Origin of the sequence: Mycobacterium sp. P7213 (genome assembly GCF_900604305.1) — a bacterium.
Classification (GTDB): domain Bacteria; phylum Actinomycetota; class Actinomycetes; order Mycobacteriales; family Mycobacteriaceae; genus Mycobacterium.
Genome location: NZ_UWOA01000013.1, coordinates 14,401 through 35,199 on the forward strand (window position 1 = coordinate 14,401; position 20,799 = coordinate 35,199).

Sequence of the window (20,799 nt, forward strand, 5' to 3'; positions counted from 1 at the left end):
AATTTCTGAATTCATTGCCTAATTAATCGCCGGTTCAGCATGAAATCCGCGAACCGTTACGAATCACTCGCGCTGCAAGCTAGCCGAATTTGACGTCACCGAAGAATTGAAAATTAGGTAGTCCCAGAGCCTCGCGCTGCGATAAACCATGATTGACCTGAGAATTAGCCGAAATTGAGAGGTGCGCCATATGGGCGATATCACGATTTACAGAAGGCTGTGACCACCGTCACGCATTAGGTAATATTGCTTACGGGTCAGCCCCCATATTGAAATAGCAACGGCCCTGAAAAAGGACTAACGGCCCTATCGCACGATCGCAGGCCTCGGCAGGACAACCGTCTGGACCAGTTGCGGATGGGAAATCGCCATTCGGCGATAGCCGGGTGACCGGCAGCGGTATAACCACCCCATGGTGCTCAAGGTCAAGGTTCCCCAGGATCTGATCGACGGCGACGTCGAGGTGGGCTACGGCAAGGTCGCCGATGCATTCCGGACCAACTTCGCAGCAGGCCGTGAGGTGGGCGCCGCGGTCGCGGTGTACCGCGACGGCGTCAAGGTCGTTGACCTGTGGGGCGGCTACCGCGACGGGGTTACCCGCCAACCATGGCAGCAGAACACCATGGTCAACGTCTTCTCCACCACCAAGGGCGTGGCGGCCCTGACCGTGGCACTGGCGGTCTCGCGGGGACTCTTCGGCTACGACGACAAGGTGGTAACCCATTGGCCCGAGTTCGCCCAGGCCGGCAAGGGTGACGTCACGATCCGCCAGCTGCTGGGCCATCAGGCCGGACTGAGCTCGCTGAAGCCCGCCCCCACGCTGGCCGACGTCGCCGCCCCGGCACGACTGGCGCCCATGCTGGCCGCCCAGAAACCCCTGTGGGCGCCCGGCACCCGGCACGGCTATCACGCGATCACGTTGGGCTGGTATGAATCTGAGCTGATCCGTCGCACCGACCCGGCGGGTCGCACCCTGGGCCGGTTCTTCGCCGACGAGATCGCCCGGCCGCTCGGGCTGAACCTGCATATCGGCCTGCCGACTTCGGTAACCCGCGATCAAGTGGCGGTGCTGCACCAGTGGAAGCGCGCCGAGTCCCTACTGCACCTCAATGTGATGCCGGCGGCCCTGGTGGCCGCGTCGTTCAATCCGTTCGGGCTGCTGGGACGAGCCAGCTCCATGCCACGCGACGTCAAACCCTGGGACGGCGACTACAACCGCGACGAGGTGCGCGCCGTGGAGATCCCGTCCGCTAACGGGATCGGTTCCGCTTCGGCGATCGCGCGGCTCTACGGCGCAGCGGCCACCGCGGATCCAGCACTACCGCTGAGTCCCGGTGTGCACGACGAACTCACCGCGAAGCCGGCACCACCGGCTCGCGGGGAACGCGACAAAGTGTTGGGCGTCGAGGTGGTGTTCTCGCTGGGCCTGTCCAAGCCGGCGTTTGGTTCCGCCTTTGGGTCGTCGGACAGGGCTTATGGCACACCGGGTTTCGGTGGCTCTTTCGGATTCGCCGATCCCGACACCGGTATCGGCTACTCGTATGTGATGAATCGCCTGGGATTTCACCTCTACAGCGATCCGCGCGAACTCGCGTTGCGCCAGGCATTGTTCCGCGACGTGTTGAGCTGCCGGCTGCAGTCCTAACGACGACGGCGTGCAGACCGAACTACATGTATTGGGGGCAGTAGTGCGCCGTCGAGATCGCGGCGAACTGTCCAGCCGTCTGGATGGTGAAGCCCGGGTTGGTGGCCTGCACCGCGACAACGGTGTCCATCGGGGACAGTCCGGCGTCCATCAGCTGGCACACCGCACGGCCGGCCGACACGGTTGCCTGGTCGCCGGCGCGGTGGCTCAGCCCGGCACCGGAGAGGGTGGCCAGAAACTGCCCATCGACGCCCGACGGCGCGGCGTTGGCGGGGGCGGCCAAGACGACCATCGCGCTCAAGCCTGCCAGCAGCAGTAACCGTTTCATGGCTCTAAGCATGGGCGGCGTCGGTTAAAGACGTGTTTCCGAGCTTTTACTGCGGCGAAGAGAATTGTTGCTTCTGCGTTACGCCTTTCACCAGCGCGACTCCCCCAGCCACAGCACCTGCGCGCCGTTGACCGAGCGTTCGACCTGGTCGACCATCCCGGTCAGCGACCGCACCAGCAGACCGGCGACGGCATCGGACAGCGCTGCCGCCGGCTGCGACGATTGGCGCGGCCGGACGAACTCCCACAACGACGAGCCGGGATAGGACACGGTGCGGACCTGCGCGTCCGCGTCGAGCCCGGCCAGCACCTTGGCGCGGCGTACCGCCGTGCGCAGCCCGCCCAGTTCGTCGACCAGCCCACGTTCGGCCGCGTCGGCACCGGTCCATACCCGTCCGCGTGCCACCGCGTCCACCGCATCGGTGGACAGGTTGCGCCCTTGCGCCACCCGAGCCACGAAATCGTTGTAGAACAGGTCGGCTTCGGTCTCGACCTGTCCTTGCTGCTCGGCGGTGAACGGGGCGTTAATCGACCAGGCATCGGCGTTGGCGCCGGTACGTACCGTGTCGGTTCCCACTCCAAGGCGGTCTTTGAGCTGACGGGCGACCAGCTTGCCGGTCACCACCCCGATGGATCCGGTGATGGTGCCGGGATTGGCCACGATGGCGTCGGTGCCCGCGGAGATGTAGTACCCGCCGGAGGCCGCGACCGCGCCCATCGAGGCCACTACCGGCTTGCCCGCCGCGCGGGCCTGCTGCACCGCGCGCCAGATGGTCTCGGACCCGGTGACCGAGCCGCCCGGGCTGTCCACCCGCAGCACGATCGCGGCGACCTCGTCACCGGCCGCGGCCTCACGCAGCGCCGCGGCGATCGTGTCGCCACCGACATTGCGGTTGCCCAGCGGCGACAACTGCGGCCCGCCCGAGCCACTGACGATCGCCCCGGAGACCGTCACTACCGCGATCGCCGGCTTGGGCTTACGCCCAGGCAGGGTGGGCCCCGAACCGCCGGCCGTGGCGTGGGCATAGCGCCCCAGATACAGCCGCGGTGGTGCGTCGTCGTCGGCACCGGTGGTGTCCTGCGCACCGGCCAATACCGCGATCCGGTTGTAGGCCTCGTCGCGGAATCCGATCCGGTCGATCAGGCCCGAGGCCACCGCGTCGTCACGCAGCAGCGGCGCCTTGTCGGCGAGGGCATCGACCGCGCCGGCGTCCAGTTTCCGGGATTCGGCGACGGCCGCGCGCACCTGGGCGTGCAGGCTCTCCACCAACGCGGTGTCGGCCTCGCGGTGCGCGTCGGTGTAGGAGTCCTGGGTGAACAGATTGGCCGCCGACTTGTACTCGCCGCGGGCGACGAACTGCGCCTCGATGCCGGCCTTACCCAGCGCGCTGCGCAGGAAGGTCGCATTGGTGGCGAAGCCGATCAGCCCGACCGTCCCCGACGGCTGCATCCAGACCTCGCCGAACGCCGAAGCCAGGTAGTACGACAGCGTGCCCGGGTAGGTTTCGGCCCACGCCAGCGATGGCTTCACGGCCGCGAACTCGGCGATCGCCGCCCGCAGCTCCTGCACCGGTCCGGCGGCCGCCGCCGACAGCTGCACGCGGGCGATCAATCCCGCGACGCGCGGGTCCTCGGCAGCCCGGTGGATGGCGGCCACCACATCACGCAGCACCGGTGGCCGGCCACCGGATCGGATCAGGGCCAGCGGGTCGAAGGCACCGGTCTCGTGGGGCAGCTCCTGCAGGTCGAGTTCGAGGATGACGCCATCGGGCACGCCGTGGTGCCGGGCGGTGTCGATGCGACGGGCGACGCCGCGCAGGTCGTCCAGGCCGGGGACGCCGGTCAGCAAGGAGAACATGATTTTGAGCCTACCGGCGCGGCCGGACAGATTCGGCTCACCCGGTGCGCGCAGGAACTCGCCGTCGAACGCAGAATCGCACCCCACCGGGCCGGTGGAGTGCGATTCTGTAGCTTCGTCGCGCCGCGGCGATCTACAGCTCGGTGGCGGTGCCCCCGGCTGCGGTGATCTTGTCTCGGGCACTGCCGCTGAACTTGTGCGCGGTGACGTCGGCCTTGACTGTCAACTTGCCGTCGCCGAGCACCTTGACCAGGGTATTCTTCCGGACTGCGCCCTTGGCGACCAGCTCGTCGAGACCGATGGTGCCACCCTCCGGGAACAACCGGTTGATGTCACCGACATTGACGACCTCGTACTCGGTGCGGAACCGGTTACGGAAGCCCTTCAGCTTGGGCAGCCGCATGTGGATCGGCATCTGCCCACCCTCGAACCGGACCGGCACGTTCTTCCGTGCCTTGGTGCCCTTGGTGCCGCGACCCGCGGTCTTGCCCTTGGAACCCTCACCGCGGCCGACGCGGGTCTTCTTGGTGTTCGACCCGGGCGCTGGGCGCAGGTCGTGCAACTTGATGGTCATTCTGCTTCCTCCACTTGCACGAGGTGGTGAACAACCCGGATCAGCCCACGAGTCTGCGGGTTGTCCTCACGCACCACCGACTGGCGGATCTTGCGCAAGCCCAGGGTGCGCAGGCTCTCGCGCTGCTTCCAGCGCGCACCGATGGTGCCGCGGACCTGGGTGATCTTCAGGTTAGCCATGATTACGCCGTGCCTTCCCGCGCCGCGGCGGCAGCCAGAGCTTCGCTCTCGCGACGTGCCTTGAGCATCGCGGCCGGCGCAACATCTTCGATGGGCAGGCCACGACGGGCCGCCACCTCTTCGGGACGCTGCAGCATCTTCAGCGCGGCAACGGTGGCGTGCACCACGTTGATCGCGTTGTCGCTGCCCAGCGACTTGGACAGGATGTCGTGCACGCCCGCGCATTCCAGCACGGCACGCACCGCGCCGCCGGCGATCACACCGGTACCCGGGCTGGCCGGGCGCAGGAACACCACGCCGGCGGCCGCTTCACCCTGGACGGGGTGGGTGATGGTTCCACCGATCAGCGGCACCCGGAAGAAGCCCTTGCGGGCTTCCTCCACACCCTTGGCGATCGCGGCAGGCACTTCCTTGGCCTTGCCGTAGCCGACGCCGACCAAGCCGTGGCCGTCGCCGACGATCACCAAAGCGGTGAAGCTGAACCGGCGGCCACCCTTGACCACCTTGGACACCCGGTTGATCGCGACGACGCGCTCCAGGTAGTTGCTCTTGTCGCCGTCCCGGTTGTCGCGGCCGCCACGGCCGCCATCGCGGCCACCACGTCCACCGCGGTTGTCACGGTTGTCGCGCCCGTCGCTGCGGGGGGCACTGCCCGTGTCGGGACCTGCCGAGGAGGCCCCTGTCGGCTGCTCCGCCATCATGCGGTCCTTCCAGTCATCTTCACGTCAGTCATCAGAAGTTCAATCCGCCCTCGCGCGCCGCGTCGGCCAGCGCCGCAATGCGCCCACCGTAGGTGTAGCCACCGCGGTCGAACACCACGTTCTCGACGCCGGCGGCCTTGGCACGCTCAGCGATCAGCTGGCCGACCCGCACACTGTGGGCCTTCTTGTCGCCGTCCACACCCCGCACGTCGGCCTCGATCGAGGACGCCGCGGCCACCGTGTGACCAGCAAGGTCGTCGACCAGCTGGACGTGGATGTGCCGCGAGGAGCGGTGCACGACCAAGCGCGGACGCTCGGCGGTGCCGGACACCTTCTTGCGCAGCCGCGCGTGCCGACGAATCCGGTGCGCACGCCGAACCTCGGAGATGTTCTGCCCGACGGGTTTGCGGTCCGGGGTGCCTGTTTGTGATTGCGCCATGACTACTTACCTGTCTTTCCGACCTTGCGGCGAACCTGCTCACCCTCGTAGCGCACGCCCTTGCCCTTGTAGGGGTCGGGACGACGCAGACGGCGGATGTTCGCCGAGATCTGGCCGACCTTCTGCTTGTCGATGCCCGAGACCGAGAACTTGGTGGGCGTCTCCACCGCGAAGGTGATGCCCTCCGGAGCCTTGATCAGCACCGGGTGGCTGTAGCCCAACGCGAACTCCAGGTCGCTGCCCTTGAGCGCGACGCGGTAGCCGACGCCGAAGATCTCCATCTTGCGGACGTAGCCCTCCGACACACCGGTGACCAGGTTGGCCAACAGGGTGCGGCTCAGGCCGTGCAACGACCGGTTGCGCCGGTCGTCGTCCGGCCGGGTCACCACGAGGGCGCCGTCATCGTTGCGAGCAACGTTGATGGGCTCCGCCACCGCGAGCTCCAGGGTGCCCTTGGGCCCCTTGACCGAAACGTTCTGACCATCGATGGTCACGTCGACCCCGGCAGGAACCGGGACCGGCTGCTTACCAATACGCGACATGTCTGCTACTCCCTCACCACACGTACGCGAGGACTTCGCCGCCCACGCCCTGCCTGGCCGCCTGACGGTCGGTGAGCAGACCCGAGGACGTGGAGATGATCGCCACGCCCAGGCCGCCGAGCACCCGTGGCAGGTTGGTCGACTTTGCGTAGACCCGCAGGCCCGGCTTGGACACCCGGCGCAGACCGGCGAGGCTGCGCTCCCGGTTCGGGCCGTACTTGAGGTTGACCACCAGCGCCTTGCCCACCCGGGCGTCTTCGACGTGGTAGTCGGTGATGTAACCCTCACGCTTGAGGATCTCGGCGATGTTCGCCTTGATCTTCGAGTGCGGCAGGGTCACCTCGTCGTGGTACGCCGAGTTGGCGTTACGCAGACGGGTCAGGAAGTCCGCGATCGGATCCGTCATAGTCATTTAGGCTGCTCCTCCACCCTCACCAGCTGCTCTTCTGCACACCGGGCAGCTCGCCGGCGTGCGCCATTTCGCGCAGGCAGATTCGGCACAGGCCGAACTTCCGGAGCACCGCGCGTGGGCGGCCGCACTTGTTGCAGCGGGTGTAGGCGCGCACCGCAAACTTGGGCTTGCGGGCCGCCTTGATAACCAACGCCTTCTTAGCCATGGTCAGTTCTCCTTGAACGGAAAGCCGAGCGCCCGCAGTAGCGCTCGTCCTTCGTCGTCGTTGGTCGCCGAAGTGACGACGGTGATGTTCATCCCCCGCGGACGGTCGATGGAGTCCACGTCGATCTCGTGGAACATCGACTGCTCGGCCAGCCCGAAGGTGTAGTTGCCGGAACCGTCGAACTGCTTGGCCGACAGTCCGCGGAAGTCGCGGATACGCGGCAGAGCGATCGAGGTGAGCCGGTCCAGGAACTCCCACATCCGGTCACCGCGCAGGGTGACCCGAGCACCGATCGGCATGCCCTCGCGCAGCTTGAACTGTGCGATGGACAGGCGGGCCTTACGGATCTCCGGCTTCTGGCCGGTGATCGCGGCCAGGTCGGTGACCGCGTTGTTGATCAGCTTGGCGTCCCGGGCGGCTTCGCCGACACCCATGTTCACCACGACCTTCACCACGCCCGGGATCTGCATCACGTTGGCGTAGTTGAACTGCTGCTGGAGCGAGTCACGAATCTCTTCGCGGTACTTCACCTTCAGCCGCGGCTGAATCTTCTCTGCAGTCGTCATCTCTAGATGTCCTTGCCGTTGCGCTTGGAGACGCGAACCTTCTTGCCGGACTCGGCGTCCACGCGGTAACCGATCCGGGTGGGCTGTCCGTCGGAGTCGACGACCATCACGTTGGAGACGTGGATCGGGGCCTCTTGGGTGACGATCCCGCCCGATGAGGCGCCGGCCTGGTTGGCCGAGTTCGCGACGTGCTTCTTGATCCGGTTGACGCCCTGGACCAGCACGCGGTTGCGGGTGGGGAAAGCCTGCAGGACCTTGCCCTTGGCACCCTTGTCCTTGCCGGCGATGACCAGGACGGTGTCGCCCTTATGGACCTTCATCTACAACACCTCCGGTGCCAGCGAGACGATCTTCATGAACTTCTTCTCGCGCAGTTCGCGACCGACCGGCCCGAAGATGCGGGTTCCGCGCGGGTCGTTGTCGGCCTTGATGATCACGGCCGCGTTCTCGTCGAACTTGATGTAGCTGCCGTCGGCGCGGCGACGCTCCTTGACGGTGCGCACCACGACGGCCTTGACGACATCACCCCGTTTGACGTTGCCGCCCGGGATGGCGTCTTTGACGGTTGCGACGATGACATCACCGATGCCTGCGTATCGCCGCGACGAGCCGCCGAGCACCCGGATGCACAAGATCTCCTTGGCGCCGGTGTTGTCGGCGACCTTCAACCGCGATTCCTGCTGAATCACCAGATCTCCTAAATAATCGAGTCGACGCGCGGCACGCCAAGCGGCATGCCGGATTCTCCCCGGTCGTGCATGGTCTTCTTCATTGCCGAAGTGCACGCAGGGCCAACTTGCGCTGGCCGAGGTCTGCTGACGGCAACCCCTTGAGCTTAGGCGACGGATCTCTCAACACCAAATTGCTGGCCAAGCGGGACGCAGGGCGCCAGCGCCTCCTGGGGACGACGGCCGCCGTTCTGGTCCAGGCCAGCCCTCTGCTCCAGCATCCCAACGACCCCGGGGCAGGTGGCGGCTAGCGCAGATCGGCCGCGCACCGAAACCCGATATGGCTGGTGGCGGTGTCCTGCGACTGCGGGGACCGGGCCGCGGGCCGGTAGCGGTGGCAGTACTCCGGCGCGCACAGATGCGATCCGCCCTTGAGGGTCTGACTGATATCCGGGTGGGCGGGGCCGGCCGGCGCGCAGCAGGCCTTCGGCGGGGTGTCGAGCCGGTGGTGGGCCGAGAACTCGGTGGCCGTCCACTCCCAGACGTTGCCGATCATGTCGACCAGTCCCCAATCGTTGGGCGGAAACGTGCCCACCGGCGAGGTCCCGGCCCAGCCCAGGGCGCCGTCGTTGCGGTAGGGAAAGTCGCCCTGCCAGGTGTTGGCCATCAACGCACCGCTCGGCTTCTCCTGCTGCCCCCACGCATAAGTGCTCGTGCTCCCGGCCCGGGCGGCGTACTCCCACTCGGCTTCGGTCGGCAATCGCCGCCCCGCCCACCGGGCGTACGCCGCCGCGTCGGGATAGGCCACCTGGACCACCGGGTGGTCCGGCTTGTCCTCGACGGAGCTGTCCGGTCCGAACGGATGCCGCCAGCTGGCGCCGGGGATCCAGCGCCACCACTGCCGCCAGTCGCGCAGGTCGACCGGTCCGTCACTGCGGTGAAACACCAGTGCGCCCGGTTCGGTGTCGCCGTACCGTGCGGCATCGAGTTCCTGCTCGGCCAGCGTCACATAGCCGGTTGCGGCGACGAATGCGTCGTACTGCGTGTTGGTCACCGGATGACGTTCCAGCGCGAACGACTGCACCGCCACGGTGTGGATGGGCGCCTCTTCGGGGTAGAAACTCGTCGAGCCCATCCGGAACACCCCGGCCGGGATCTCGACGAGGTCCGTCAGCATCACATCAGTCTCGCGAAAATGCTGCCGCAACAGTCCTTTTCACATCCAGGTACGGCTCGCCGCTGACATCCACGGCGACGTCGGCGATGGTCCCGCCGGTGAAGGGGAACGGTGCACGGTACGCCGAAGACACCGCCTGGCCGGTGTTACGTCCGACGCTGACTCCACCACCGGCCAACGCGAACGCGCCCGGCTGGGCGACCATGTCGGGCAGGGTGGCGACCACCTCATCGTCGATGTACAACGAGGCCTCTCCGACCGGCGTGTGGCTGCCTTCGACCGTTCCGGTGCGCTCGAACCGGATTCCGAAAATGCGCTGACCCGACGGAATCGGACCGGGCGATGACAACCACTGTTCGCGCTCGCCGAGGAAGTTGTAGACGTAGTGCAGTTTGCCGTCCTGGACGAACAGTGCGTGACCGCCGTGCCGGGCGCCCTGCTTGAACAGCAGTCCCTCCGCAGCAGCGGAATCGACCGTGACACGCGCCAATACCGAGAATGACCGGCCACGCAGCTCCACGCACGCCCCCAACGGCACCTCGGCGGTGTTCGGGTAGTAGGTGTAGCCGTTACGGTCGCCGGACAGATAGGGCCGCTGGCGGGTGGTCATCTCGAAGATGTTCAAGTCCGCCAACGGCAAACCGTTGTACTTCTCGGCCTCGGCGAACCACAGCGCCTGCAGCTCTTCGAGTTTCTCCGGATGCTCTGCGGCCAGGTCGTGGCACTGACTGCGATCCTCCGCGAGGTGGTAGAGCTCCCACCGGTCGTCATCGAAGTGGCTCCAGCCCGACGGGGTCGCCGCATGCACCGTGTTGGCGAACCAGCCACGGTGCCAGATTCCGCGGGTGCCCAACATCGTGTAGAACTGGGTGTGCTTGCCGGTGTCCGCACCCGGATCAAGCAGCGCCGCTTTGAAACTCACGCCTTCCAGCGGTTGCTGGGCGACGCCGCGCACGGTCTCCGGCGGCGTGATACCGAGCAGGTCATAGACCGTCGGGGTCACGTCGCACACATTGACGTAGGTGTCGCGCACCTCGCCGCGCGCGGCGATACCGTTGGGCCAGCTGACGATCGCCGGGTCGGCGATGCCACCCTCATGGGAGGCATAGCGCTTGTAGAGCTTGTAGGGCGTGTTGAACGCCATCGCCCAACCGACCGGGTAGTGGTTGTAGGTCTCCGGACTGCCCAGCTGGTCGAAGAGCTTCATCGCCTCTTCGACCGTGTCGATGTAGCCGTTGAAGAACTTGTTCTCGTTGGGCGAGCCGTTCGGACCGCCCTCACCGCTGGCGCCGTTGTCGGAGATCACCACGACGATGGTGTTGTCGAGTTGACCGGACTCCTCCAGGTAGTCCAGGATCCGCCCGATCTGGGCATCGGTGTAGGTCTGGAAACCCGCGAACACCTCGGCCATCCGGGCGAACAGCCGTTTCTCGGAGTCATCGAGGCTGTCCCACGGGCGGACCGTGTCCAGCAGCGGCCAGGGCTGGCCGTCGGCACTGGTGACGCCGGCGTAGGGGTTGACCTCGGACAGCTCGGTGTCCTGCGGTACCAGCCCCAGCTTCTTCTGGTTGGCCAGCACGACCTCTCGGTACGCTTCGTAGCCCATGTCGAAGCGTCCGGCGTAGCGGTCGGCCCACTCGGCGAACACATGGTGCGGGGCATGGCCGGCACCCGGGCAGACGTAGCCGAACCAGGGCTTGCCGGGTGCGATGGTCTGCGCATCGCGGATGAATTCGATTGTCTTGTCGGCGATGTCCTTGGACAGGTGGTAGCCGTCCTCGGGTGTGGCCGGCGGCGCGACCGGGTGGTTGTCATACACCAGGTCCGGGTACCACTGGTTGGTCTCGCCGCCCATGAAGCCGTAGAACCGCTCGAAGCCCCGCTGGGTGGGCCAGTGCCGGCGGGTGGCGGCCAGGTTGGACTCTTCCAGCGGGGTCAGGTGCCACTTGCCGACACAGAAGGTGTTCCAGCCCTGTTCGGCGAGAACCTCGCTGAGCAGGGCGGTTTCGAACGGAATGCGCCCGCTGCAGTTGGGAAAGCCGTCGGTGAACTCTTCGATGGTGGCCATGCCGACACTGGTGGCGTTACGCCCGGTCAGCAGCGAAGCCCTGGTCGGAGAGCACAGGGCGGTGGTGTGGAACTGCGACAGTCGAACGCCACGCTCGGCGATCCGACTCATGGTGGGCATCTCCACCAGGCCGCCGAAGCAGTCCCAGGTGGCGATGCCGGTGTCGTCCCAGACCAGATACAACACGTTGGGCGCGCCTTCGGGAGCCGTCGGCGCCGCGAACGGCCCCCAGTCCGGCTCCGAATCCCGGATATCGAGACTGACCTTGCCCGTGAATTCCACCATTGCTCACTCCGTCGTCGACCCCCGGAACGGATGAGACACTACCGGCCCGGTGACGGTGCGGCAGCGTTTGAAGGCCGGGGCCGCTCGCGCGTCCTCGATGTTCGGTTGTCCCCGGCCCGGCGGTGATCGGGCGGGCTCCTCGGAAGCGGTGGATCTTGGATGTTTGGCTCGCGCCCGCAGCGGGTCGCCCGGTCACCGCATTTTCATGCAGTTCTGGCGGGAACCATGAGACGGACACATCGATGAGGGCGCAGCATTCATTGGGGCTCAATCCGTCCTGGCTGCGGGTGACCACGGTGTTTCTGATCGACATCGCCATCTTGTGGGTTGCCGGTCATTGGCCGGTGCAGCTCGGGCCTGCCGAACGCGCCTGGTGGCCGGCGGTGGGCCTGGCGGCCGTGCTCACCACGGCAGCACTGATCACCCACCGCAGGGTGCCGCTGACGGCAATCGCGCTGGCTCGGCTATTCGATGGATCCGCCGACGCCGACGCCGGCTGAAGCAGAAAGAGCGCAAGGGGCCCAAGCGGTTCGCGGCCACGTTCTGGATGTCGCCGCGCGACATCTGCACACAGAATCTGGAGAAGCTGTGGCTGCCGGAGACCGACACGACCGCGGTCACGGTGCGCCTGACGCGACACCAGGGCCGCACCCGGATCGCGGTGCTGGTGCGCTATCACAGCGCGAGCAGATTGCGCAGGAACGCGTCGGCCGGATTGAACCGTCTCAATGGCCGCCAATTGACGGCGTTGAGTACCAGCCTGCCGACGCCGAAACAACGCACCCTGGCGGTGCCGGCGCGAGTGCTCAACGGCCAGGATTCGGTGCAGGTTCCGCTCGGTGCCACCGCGCCGCAACCGTTGGCGCGCGTCACAGTACCGGCGTGACCTGACCCCAGGCACGACGAAGCCCCGCGACGCAGGTCGCGGGGCTCGGTCGTTACTACGGCGTCGTTACGACGGCGCCGAATTACTTGGCCTTTTCCAGGATCTCGACCAGGCGCCAGCGCTTCGACGCCGACAACGGACGGGTCTCCATCAGCGACACACGGTCGCCGATGCCGGCCGTGTTGTTCTCGTCGTGCGCCTTGACCTTCTTGGTGGTCCGGATGATCTTGCCGTACAGCGGGTGCTTCACGCGGTCCTCGAGCTCGACGACGATGGTCTTTTCCATCTTGTCGCTGACCACGTAGCCGATCTGGGTCTTGCGGCGGCCCCGCGGGGTCTCGGTGCGCGCAGTGTGCTTGGGACCCTTCTCCGCGGCGTTAGCCTTTGCAGCCTGTGCCATTACGATGCCTCGCCTTCAGAACCAGCGGGACCGGACGCCAGGCCCAGTTCCCGTTCGCGCAACACCGTGTAGATGCGCGCGATCTGGTGGCGCACCGTGCGGAGCCGACGGTTGTTGGTGAGCTGCCCGGTCGCCATCTGGAAACGCAGGTTGAACAGCTCCTCTTTGGACTCGCGCAGCTGCTCGACGAGTTCGTCGCCGTTCAGCTCGCGCAGTTCGCCAGCGGTAACTCCCACTGCCATCAGAACTGCTCCTCTCGGGTCACGATGCGCGCCTTGATCGGCAGCTTGTGGATCGCCCGGGTCAGTGCGGCGCGGGCAATGGCCTCATTCGGGTAGCTCAGCTCGAACAGCACCCGGCCCGGCTTGACGTTGGCTACCCACCATTCCGGCGAGCCCTTACCGGAACCCATGCGGGTCTCGGCGGGCTTCTTGGTCAGCGGACGGTCCGGGAAGATGTTGATCCACACCTTGCCGCCACGCTTGATGTGCCGGTTGATGGCGATACGAGCCGACTCGATCTGCCGGTTGGTGACGTAGGCGTGCTCCAGTGCCTGGATGCCGTACTCACCGAACGTCACCGCGGTGCCGCCGCTGGCGATACCGCGCTGCTTGGGGTGGTGCTGCTTGCGGTGCTTGACCTTACGGGGAATCAACATGACTAGCTCTCCGTGCTCTGCGTTGCCTGCGGCTCCGCGGTCACTGCGCTTTCCTGGACCGTTTCTGCAGCAGCGGTGTTCTCGGTGCTCTCAGCGGCCCGCCCGGCGTCGGTGCTGGTCGCGGTGGTACCCGAGGCGCCGCTGCGGCGCGGGCGGGTGCCTGTCGGTCGCTCCCGGCGCGGACGGTCGGCCGACGGTGCGGCAGCGGCCAGCTCGCGCTTGCCACCGACGATGTCGCCCTTGTAGATCCAGACCTTGACGCCGATCCGGCCGAAGGTGGTCTTCGCCTCGTACAGCCCGTAGTCGATGTCGGCCCGCAGCGTGTGCAGCGGCACCCGGCCTTCGCGGTAGAACTCCGAGCGGCTCATCTCAGCTCCGCCCAGACGACCCGAGCACTGCACCCGGATGCCCTTCACGTTGGGCTGACGCATCGCCGACTGGATCGCCTTACGCATCGCGCGACGGAACGCCACGCGGTTGCTCAGCTGCTCGGCAACGCCCTGGGCCACCAGCTGCGCCGTCGACTCCGGGTTCTTGACCTCGAGGATGTTCAGCTGCACCTGCTTGCCGGTCAGCTTCTCCAGGTCGGCACGGATCCGGTCGGCCTCGGTGCCGCGGCGGCCGATGACGATGCCCGGGCGAGCTGTGTGGATGTCCACGCGGACCCGGTCACGGGTGCGCTCGATCTCGACGTCGGCGATGCCGGCGCGCTCGAGGCCACTCGACAGCAGCCGGCGGATCGCCACGTCTTCCTTGACATAGTCCGCGTACTGCTTGTCGGCGTACCACCGCGACTTCCAGTCGGTGGTGATCCCGAGCCGGAAGCCGTGCGGGTTGATCTTCTGGCCCATTACTCCGAGCCCTCCTTCGCGTCGGACGTCTCAGGCGCCTTCTTGGTTGCCGCCTTCTTGGCGGGCGCCTTCTTCGCCGCCGCTTTCTCAGTCGTCTTCTCGGCAGCCTTGGCTGCGGAAGCCTTCTTCGCCGGCGCCTTCTCGGTCGCCTTGGCCGCCTTGGTGGCCGGGGCCGTCGCAGCGGCGGCCTTGCTGCCCTGTGCACGGCGCGCCCGGGCAGCGCTGGCCGACTGCGCCGAACCGCCGCCGGAGGACGGCCGGCTCTCCACCACCACAGTGATGTGGCTGGTGCGCCGACGGATCCGGTACGCACGCCCCTGGGCGCGCGGCTTGATCCGCTTGGCGGTCGGGCCCTCGTCGGCGTAGACGGAGGCCACCACCAGGGTGGACGGGTCCAGGCCGTTGTTGTTCTGGGCGTTGGCCGCCGCGCTGGCGATGACCTTGGCCACCGGCAGGCTGGCCTGCTGCGGTGCCCAGCGCAGGATGTCCAACGCGTCGGACACCGACTTGCCGCGGACCAGGTTGATCACCCGGCGGGCTTTGCTGGCCGAGATACCCACATGGCGGGCCTTGGCGACAGCGGACGGAAATTCAGTCGTGGCACTCACCGGCGCTTAGCCTTCCGGTCGTCTTTGATGTGTCCCTTGAAGGTGCGCGTCGGAGCAAATTCGCCGAGCTTGTGCCCGACCATCGACTCGGTGACGAATACCGGAACATGCTTGCGGCCGTCGTGTACGGCGAACGTGTGCCCGATGAAGTCCGGGATGATCGTCGACCGACGTGACCAGGTCTTGATGACCTGCTTAGTGTTCTTCTCGTTCTGGACGTCGACCTTCTTGAGCACATGCTCGTCGACGAACGGACCCTTCTTGAGGCTGCGTGGCATCGCTTTCCCTCCGATTCCTAGCGCTTCTTGCCGGTGCGCCGGCGTCGGACGATGAGCTTGTCGCTGGGCTTGTTCGGCCGGCGGGTGCGACCCTCCGGCTTGCCCCACGGGCTGACCGGGTGCCGGCCGCCGGAGGTCTTGCCCTCACCACCACCGTGCGGGTGGTCCACCGGGTTCATGACGACGCCACGGACGGTGGGGCGCTTGCCCTTCCACCGCATACGTCCGGCCTTACCCCAGTTGATGTTGGCCTGCTCGGCGTTGCCCACCTCGCCGACAGTGGCGCGGCAGCGCACGTCGACGCGGCGGATTTCACCGGAGGGCATACGCAGCGAGGCGTAGGCGCCTTCCTTACCCAGCAGCTGAATGCTGGACCCAGCGGAGCGGGCCAGCTTGGCGCCGCCGCCCGGGCGCAGCTCCACGGCGTGCACCAGGGTGCCCGCGGGGATGTTGCGCAGCGGCAGGTTGTTGCCCGGCTTGATGTCGGCGTTGGCGCCCGACTCGACCACGTCGCCCTGCGACAGACCCTGCGGGGCGATGATGTAGCGCTTCTCGCCGTCCAGGTAGTGCAGCAGTGCGATGCGGGCGGTGCGGTTCGGGTCGTACTCGATGTGCGCGACCTTGGCGTTGACGCCGTCCTTGTCGTGGCGACGGAAGTCGATCACGCGGTAGGCACGCTTGTGACCGCCACCCTTGTGCCGGGTGGTGATCCGGCCGTGGGCGTTACGCCCACCGTGGCCGTGCAGCGGCCGAACCAGCGACTTCTCCGGGTGAGAGCGGGTGAGCTCAGCGAAATCGGAGACGCTGGCACCGCGACGACCGGGGGTCGTCGGCTTGTACTTGCGGATTCCCATGTCAGTTAGATCTCTCTCTCACTCCGGTCAGGCCGGTGCGGCGAACAGGTCGATCGGCTTGCTGCCGGGCGCCAGAGTCACAATGGCGCGCTTGGTGTCCTTGCGCTTGCCGTAGCCGGTCCGGGACCGCTTGCGCTTGCCCGGCCGGTTCGCGGTGTTCACCGACGCAACCTTGACCGCGAAGATCTTCTCGATCGCGATCTTGATCTGCGTCTTGTTGGTGTCGGGGTGCACGACGAACGTGTACACGTTGTTCTCGATCAGCCCGTAGGACTTCTCGGAGATGACCGGCGCGAGGATGATGTCGCGGGGATCGGTGATGGTCGCCATCAGGCCGAAACCTCCTCGGTTTTGGCGGTGTGAGCCTCGATGTAGGAGTTCAGCGCCTCGACACTGAACACCACGTCGTCGGCCCGCAGCACATCGTGGGTGTTGAGCTGGTCCGGGGACAGGATGTGCACACCCGGCAGGTTGCGCACGCTCTTGGCGCCCGTCTCGTCGGCCCGGCCGATGACCACCAGCACCTGCTTGCGGTCGGTGATCGAACCCAGGAACGTCTTGGCGTCCTTGGTCGACGGGGTCTGTCCGCTCACCAGCTCGGTGACCGCGTGGATCCGGCCGTTGCGCGCCCGGTCCGACAACGCTCCACGCAGGGCGGCGGCGATCATCTTCTTGGGGGTGCGCTGGCTGTAATCGCGCGGCTTGGGGCCGTGCACCACGCCACCACCGGTGAACTGCGGCGCCCGGGTCGAACCCTGGCGGGCCCGGCCGGTTCCCTTCTGCCGGTAAGGCTTACGGCCACCGCCGCTGACCTCACCGCGGGTCTTGGTCGAGTGCGTACCCTGACGGGCCGCGGCCAACTGAGCGATCACCACCTGGTGCATGAGCGCGATGTTGGCGGGAGCGTCGAACAGCTCGGCGGGCAGCTCAACCGAGCCACTCTTCTTGCCGTCCGGAGTCTTGACGTCAATCTTGATGCCGGCCATTACTTCTCACCCTTTTTGATCGCGCTGCGGACCAGAACCAGCCCACCGTTGCGGCCCGGAATGGCGCCCTTGATCAACAGCACACCGTTCTCGGCGTCAACCTTGTGCACCACCAGGTTCTGAGTGGTGACCCGGTCGCTGCCCATCCGGCCCGACATCCGGGTGCCCTTGAACACCCGGCCCGGGGTGGAGCAGCCACCGATCGAGCCCGGCCGGCGGTGCACGGCCTGAGCGCCGTGACCGGCGCCCTGACCGCGGAAGCCGTGCCGCTTCATGGTGCCGGCGTAACCCTTGCCCTTGGAGGTTCCGGTGACGTCGACGTAGGCGCCGTCGGCGAAGATCTCAGCGGTCAGCTCCTGGCCGACCTCGTAGGCGGCTGCAGCGGCCTCGTCGTCGAGTCGCAGCTCGGCGAGGTGACGGCGGGGGTTCACGCCCGCAGCGGCGTACTGACCGGTGACCGGCTTGTTCACCTTGCGGGGGCTGATCTCGCCGTAAGCGAGTTGGACGGCGCTGTAGCCGTCGCGCTCCGGGGTACGGATGCGGGTCACCACGTTGGGCCCGGCCTTGACGACCGTGACCGGCACGACCTTGTTGTTCTCGTCGAACACCTGCGTCATGCCCAGTTTGGTACCCAAAATACCTTTGCGTGCCATGGTTTTCGGTGCTCCTACTGAATGTTGACGTCGACGCTGGCCGGCAGATCGATGCGCATCAAGGCGTCAACGGTCTTCGGCGTGGGATCGAGGATGTCGATCAGCCGCTTGTGGGTGCGCATCTCGAAGTGTTCCCGCGAGTCCTTGTACTTGTGCGGGGACCGGATGACGCAATACACGTTCTTTTCGGTCGGCAGCGGCACCGGGCCGACTACGGACGCACCGGTACGAGTGACCGTCTCAACGATCTTGCGCGCCGAGGCGTCAATCGCCTCGTGGTCGTAGGCCTTGAGCCTGATGCGGATCTTTTGTCCCGCCACGCTTCTGCTACCTCACTCCTGCAAAGGGGGTTCGTTTTTCGAACCCTTCGTGCCCCAGCTCGTCTGTTTCGGACCCGTGGGTCCGGTGTCGACACTGCGCTGGGCGCTGCCGCCGCTGTTTACCTGTCCTGGTCCACCGGTCCCCGCGGTCGGGCGTGTCGCCCTCACACGGACCCGTGCACGGCGAAAAAGCTCCGTACCGCGAGAATGGGACCGGACGCGCCCGGGTGGGCGCTGGTCGTATGCCCAGCCAGGGACAACCCCGGCGCAGGCGAACCTGAATAGTATGCCCCAGATCGGGTCAGCGGCCAAATCCCCGCGGTTTGGCGACGCTCGACGAAGGAGAGCCGACTCTGGAACCGCGGCATCAACCCCGCGATCGAGCTCCCGAGCCTTCGGCCCGGCTGCCCCCGAGCCGCCCGCCCGCTGAACTTACTTGCCGGTAAGGTAGCTCGATGTGACCGGATCTACCAGTACTTATCGGGCCTGGCGACGGCTGGCGGGGATCCCCGGCGGCACTCGACTGTTCTCTGCCGCGGCGATGGCCCGGGTCCCCTACTTCGCGTCGGTGCTGCCGCACGTGGTGCGGATGGAGCCCGGGCTGGCAGAAGTGCTGGTGCCCAAGTGGCCCTTCGTCTACAACCACCTGCACACCGTGCACGCGATTGCGTCCTGCAACGCCGCCGAGGTCGCGATGGGGATGCTGATGGAGGCCACCGTCCCGCGCAGCCACCGCTGGATCCCCAAGGCGATGAACGTGGCCTACCTGGCCAAGGCGACCACGTCGTTGCGGGCGACCGCCCGGTTGGATCCGCCGGAATTCGGCTTGATCGTCGAAGGCACCGAGGTGGTGGTGCCGGTCAGCATCACCGACAAGTCCGGCGTCGAGGTGGTGCACGCCGACATCACCACCTGGGTGACGCCGGCCTGAACTGTGCTCTGCCCGCCGAGCCGGCCCGCCCAAGAAGAAGTGAGAGTCAGCCGCGCAAGGTCGCCCAGAAGTCGCACTGGTGCTCGGCGGCGAAGTCGGTGATCGTCCGGCTGCCGTCGGTCCGCAGCGACATCCACCGCCGGTCGGGGCCGGTTCCGATCGCGGGCCAGTCGGGTTGATCCACGGCGATCGGCGCACCGGTCACCACGAACCCGGTCCAGTACTCGATCATCTGGTCGGACAGCCGGCGCTGGGCGGGGTCCAGCGGCGGGGCACCGCCGATGTCGAAGAGATAGCGCATCTCCAGCGAGTGGGTCGCGCCGATCGGGAACGGCACCTGGTCGAACAACTCCGGAGCCGGTGCGTGCGGGTCATCGAATTCGTAGCCGTAGACGGGCGCGCCGCCGCTCAGGCCCCGGGCCATCCGGTCGGCCAGGCAGGCGAAGATGTCGTCCGTCGCAGCGCCCGCGTAGGCCAGCGAGACGCTGCCGTCGAACCGGCCCGGCGGATAGTGCTCGGCGACCGCGGCGGCCGAGTCGCGGCCGAAGGTATCGCGCAGCTCCTCGGGGTATTCCGCGGCGGTGATCTCCTGTCCGACGCGGAGATATCGCAGCGCGACGAACATGGTGAACTCATCACGGTTGACCCCCAGCAGCACCGGCGTGCCCGCCGGCCCGCCCTCGGCCGGCGACTCCCGGAACACCCGCACCGGATCCTTGGGCAGCAGCGCGCCGCCGACCACCGGCCCGCTGAGGCGATCCGTGCCGAACCGCGAGTACCACAACGGCTTGGCCAGCCGCTCGGGCGGCAACGCCCGCAGGCACGACGCCGTCTGCTCGTCCGGGTCCTGCGGTGCGGTGGCTCGCTCGCCGCATCCCAGCGATTCGGTGTACTCACGGCTGATCCGCTGCGCCTCGGATACCTCGACCTGGGCCTGGCACGGCCCGCTCTGAATGATGGCGGCCCGGAACAGGCCGGCGGAGTCGGGGGCGGCCAGGTGGTCACAGACCGACATACCGCCGGCAGACTCGCCGGCGATCGTCACTTTGTCTGGGTCACCGCCGAATTCGTCGATATTGTCGCGAACCCAACGCAGGGCCGCCTGCTGGTCGGCCAGGCCATAGTTGCCGGGGTCCCCCAGCGCCGGGTCGGCCAGGAAGCCCAGCGCCCCCAGCCGGTAGTTGATCGTAACGACGATGACGCGTCCGCGGACGGCAAGCCGTTGCGCGTGGTAGATGTCGCCGGCCCCCCGCATGAAACTGCCGCCGTGGATCCACACCATGACCGGGAGCGGTTCGGCGGCTGAGCCGGTGGGCGTCCAGACGTTGAGCGTCAGGCAGTCCTCGCTGATCGGGTCCACGTCGGCGGCGTCCGGTTGGATGCACCAGGGCCCGCGTCTGACCGCGTCACGCACGCCCGGCCACGCCGGCATCGGCGCCGGGCGTTGCCACCGCAACGGCCCCACCGGCGGCGCGGCGTACGGGATCCCTTGAAACAGCCGGTGATCCGGACCCACGGCGCCCCTCAGCAGGCCAGAGCCGGTCCGCACCACGTCGGCGTTGAGCGCGACCGCCCGGGGCCCCACGCTCGGGTGCGACGCCGCCCCGTCCGAGCGCGCGCACCCGCCGGCCAGCACCGCGGCCAGCGCCAAGACGACGGCGCCGACCCGGCGACCCCACCGACACGATCCGATCGACATGGTCGAAGAGCCTAATCGGGGTGGATCAG

30 protein-coding genes are annotated in these 20,799 nt (G+C 67.1%); 4 read left to right on the top strand and 26 right to left on the bottom strand.

Annotated features, from left to right (window positions below; genetic code table 11):
• Positions 1-412: 412 nt before the first annotated feature.
• A complete protein-coding gene (locus tag EJK91_RS06625) occupies positions 413-1,645 on the top strand; it encodes a serine hydrolase domain-containing protein (RefSeq protein WP_125078533.1) in 1,233 nt (410 codons plus the stop codon).
• 22 nt (positions 1,646-1,667) lie between these two features.
• On the opposite strand, the gene EJK91_RS06630 is transcribed toward EJK91_RS06625, so the two are convergent.
• The 14 genes from EJK91_RS06630 to EJK91_RS06695 form a co-directional block, all read right to left on the bottom strand.
• The gene (locus EJK91_RS06630) at positions 1,668-1,973 is read right to left on the bottom strand and encodes a DUF732 domain-containing protein (protein ID WP_052739997.1); all 306 of its coding nucleotides are present in this window, start codon (positions 1,971-1,973) and stop codon (positions 1,668-1,670) included.
• Positions 1,974-2,060: 87 nt separating this feature from the next.
• Positions 2,061-3,830 carry a signal peptide peptidase SppA gene (gene sppA, locus EJK91_RS06635; protein ID WP_024440394.1) on the bottom strand — a complete coding sequence of 590 codons (1,770 nt, stop codon included), beginning with the start codon at positions 3,828-3,830 and terminating at the stop codon, positions 2,061-2,063.
• A 133-nt stretch (positions 3,831-3,963) separates the two neighbouring features.
• Positions 3,964-4,404, bottom strand: a complete 441-nt coding sequence (gene rplO / locus EJK91_RS06640; RefSeq protein WP_024440395.1) for a 50S ribosomal protein L15 — start codon at positions 4,402-4,404, stop codon at positions 3,964-3,966.
• Positions 4,401-4,583: a 50S ribosomal protein L30 gene (gene rpmD, locus EJK91_RS06645; protein ID WP_019738973.1), complete on the bottom strand. Its 183-nt coding sequence runs from the start codon at positions 4,581-4,583 to the stop codon at positions 4,401-4,403. The genes rplO and rpmD overlap by 4 nt, the downstream gene beginning before the upstream one ends.
• Positions 4,584-4,585: 2 nt before the next feature.
• Entirely contained in the window at positions 4,586-5,281 is a 696-nt protein-coding gene (gene rpsE, locus EJK91_RS06650) for a 30S ribosomal protein S5 (RefSeq protein ID WP_105295603.1), read from the bottom strand.
• 34 nt (positions 5,282-5,315) lie between these two features.
• A complete protein-coding gene (gene rplR / locus EJK91_RS06655; RefSeq protein WP_024440397.1) occupies positions 5,316-5,723 on the bottom strand; it encodes a 50S ribosomal protein L18 in 408 nt (135 codons plus the stop codon).
• 2 nt (positions 5,724-5,725) lie between these two features.
• On the bottom strand, positions 5,726-6,265 hold the full coding sequence (gene rplF, locus EJK91_RS06660; protein ID WP_024440398.1) for a 50S ribosomal protein L6: 540 nt from the start codon (positions 6,263-6,265) through the stop codon (positions 5,726-5,728).
• A 13-nt stretch (positions 6,266-6,278) separates the two neighbouring features.
• Entirely contained in the window at positions 6,279-6,677 is a 399-nt protein-coding gene (gene rpsH / locus EJK91_RS06665; protein ID WP_013830245.1) for a 30S ribosomal protein S8, read from the bottom strand.
• A 19-nt stretch (positions 6,678-6,696) separates the two neighbouring features.
• Complete coding sequence (locus tag EJK91_RS06670) at positions 6,697-6,882, bottom strand: type Z 30S ribosomal protein S14 (protein WP_024440399.1); 186 nt, start codon at positions 6,880-6,882, stop codon at positions 6,697-6,699.
• 2 nt (positions 6,883-6,884) lie between these two features.
• On the bottom strand, positions 6,885-7,448 hold the full coding sequence (gene rplE / locus EJK91_RS06675; RefSeq protein WP_024440400.1) for a 50S ribosomal protein L5: 564 nt from the start codon (positions 7,446-7,448) through the stop codon (positions 6,885-6,887).
• A 2-nt stretch (positions 7,449-7,450) separates the two neighbouring features.
• Entirely contained in the window at positions 7,451-7,768 is a 318-nt protein-coding gene (gene rplX, locus EJK91_RS06680) for a 50S ribosomal protein L24 (protein WP_024440401.1), read from the bottom strand.
• Entirely contained in the window at positions 7,769-8,137 is a 369-nt protein-coding gene (gene rplN / locus EJK91_RS06685) for a 50S ribosomal protein L14 (protein ID WP_024440402.1), read from the bottom strand. It lies immediately after the preceding gene.
• A 286-nt stretch (positions 8,138-8,423) separates the two neighbouring features.
• Entirely contained in the window at positions 8,424-9,293 is an 870-nt protein-coding gene (locus EJK91_RS06690) for a formylglycine-generating enzyme family protein (protein ID WP_024440403.1), read from the bottom strand.
• A gap of 4 nt (positions 9,294-9,297) precedes the next feature.
• A complete protein-coding gene (locus EJK91_RS06695; protein ID WP_125078534.1) occupies positions 9,298-11,646 on the bottom strand; it encodes an arylsulfatase in 2,349 nt (782 codons plus the stop codon).
• 242 nt (positions 11,647-11,888) lie between these two features.
• On the opposite strand from EJK91_RS06695, the gene EJK91_RS22310 reads away from it, so the two are divergent.
• Together EJK91_RS22310 and EJK91_RS22315 are read left to right on the top strand one after the other, a co-directional pair.
• Positions 11,889-12,146, top strand: a complete 258-nt coding sequence (locus EJK91_RS22310) for a hypothetical protein (RefSeq protein WP_241178637.1) — start codon at positions 11,889-11,891, stop codon at positions 12,144-12,146.
• 47 nt (positions 12,147-12,193) lie between these two features.
• Positions 12,194-12,532 (top strand): hypothetical protein, encoded by a 339-nt coding sequence (locus tag EJK91_RS22315; RefSeq protein WP_024440406.1) that lies wholly within the window; start codon positions 12,194-12,196, stop codon positions 12,530-12,532.
• Between the two features lie 82 nt (positions 12,533-12,614).
• Here the strand turns inward: EJK91_RS22315 and rpsQ are convergent, their stop codons facing one another.
• Genes rpsQ through rpsJ form a run of 11 tightly spaced genes read right to left on the bottom strand, consistent with a single transcriptional unit; the run spans position 12,615 to position 18,140 of the window.
• Entirely contained in the window at positions 12,615-12,932 is a 318-nt protein-coding gene (gene rpsQ, locus EJK91_RS06705; RefSeq protein ID WP_024440407.1) for a 30S ribosomal protein S17, read from the bottom strand.
• The gene (gene rpmC, locus EJK91_RS06710; protein WP_024440408.1) at positions 12,932-13,174 is read right to left on the bottom strand and encodes a 50S ribosomal protein L29; all 243 of its coding nucleotides are present in this window, start codon (positions 13,172-13,174) and stop codon (positions 12,932-12,934) included. Before rpmC ends, rpsQ begins: the two co-directional genes overlap by 1 nt.
• Entirely contained in the window at positions 13,174-13,590 is a 417-nt protein-coding gene (rplP, locus tag EJK91_RS06715; protein WP_024440409.1) for a 50S ribosomal protein L16, read from the bottom strand. Before rplP ends, rpmC begins: the two co-directional genes overlap by 1 nt.
• Positions 13,591-13,592: 2 nt before the next feature.
• A complete protein-coding gene (rpsC, locus tag EJK91_RS06720; RefSeq protein ID WP_024440410.1) occupies positions 13,593-14,441 on the bottom strand; it encodes a 30S ribosomal protein S3 in 849 nt (282 codons plus the stop codon).
• On the bottom strand, positions 14,441-15,049 hold the full coding sequence (gene rplV, locus EJK91_RS06725; protein ID WP_024440411.1) for a 50S ribosomal protein L22: 609 nt from the start codon (positions 15,047-15,049) through the stop codon (positions 14,441-14,443). Before rplV ends, rpsC begins: the two co-directional genes overlap by 1 nt.
• Positions 15,046-15,327, bottom strand: a complete 282-nt coding sequence (gene rpsS / locus EJK91_RS06730; RefSeq protein WP_024440412.1) for a 30S ribosomal protein S19 — start codon at positions 15,325-15,327, stop codon at positions 15,046-15,048. The genes rplV and rpsS overlap by 4 nt, the downstream gene beginning before the upstream one ends.
• 17 nt (positions 15,328-15,344) lie before the next feature.
• Positions 15,345-16,181, bottom strand: a complete 837-nt coding sequence (gene rplB, locus EJK91_RS06735; protein ID WP_024440413.1) for a 50S ribosomal protein L2 — start codon at positions 16,179-16,181, stop codon at positions 15,345-15,347.
• A 27-nt stretch (positions 16,182-16,208) separates the two neighbouring features.
• On the bottom strand, positions 16,209-16,511 hold the full coding sequence (gene rplW, locus EJK91_RS06740) for a 50S ribosomal protein L23 (protein WP_024440414.1): 303 nt from the start codon (positions 16,509-16,511) through the stop codon (positions 16,209-16,211).
• Positions 16,511-17,167, bottom strand: a complete 657-nt coding sequence (gene rplD / locus EJK91_RS06745) for a 50S ribosomal protein L4 (RefSeq protein WP_024440415.1) — start codon at positions 17,165-17,167, stop codon at positions 16,511-16,513. Before rplD ends, rplW begins: the two co-directional genes overlap by 1 nt.
• Entirely contained in the window at positions 17,167-17,820 is a 654-nt protein-coding gene (gene rplC / locus EJK91_RS06750) for a 50S ribosomal protein L3 (protein ID WP_046301586.1), read from the bottom strand. Before rplC ends, rplD begins: the two co-directional genes overlap by 1 nt.
• A gap of 14 nt (positions 17,821-17,834) precedes the next feature.
• Positions 17,835-18,140: a 30S ribosomal protein S10 gene (gene rpsJ, locus EJK91_RS06755; RefSeq protein ID WP_003883485.1), complete on the bottom strand. Its 306-nt coding sequence runs from the start codon at positions 18,138-18,140 to the stop codon at positions 17,835-17,837.
• Positions 18,141-18,597: 457 nt separating this feature from the next.
• Between rpsJ and EJK91_RS06765 the strand changes: the two genes are divergently transcribed.
• Positions 18,598-19,071, top strand: a complete 474-nt coding sequence (locus EJK91_RS06765) for a hotdog fold domain-containing protein (protein ID WP_125078535.1) — start codon at positions 18,598-18,600, stop codon at positions 19,069-19,071.
• Between the two features lie 46 nt (positions 19,072-19,117).
• On the opposite strand, the gene EJK91_RS06770 is transcribed toward EJK91_RS06765, so the two are convergent.
• Positions 19,118-20,770, bottom strand: a complete 1,653-nt coding sequence (locus tag EJK91_RS06770) for a carboxylesterase/lipase family protein (RefSeq protein ID WP_125078536.1) — start codon at positions 20,768-20,770, stop codon at positions 19,118-19,120.
• Positions 20,771-20,799: the final 29 nt, after the last annotated feature.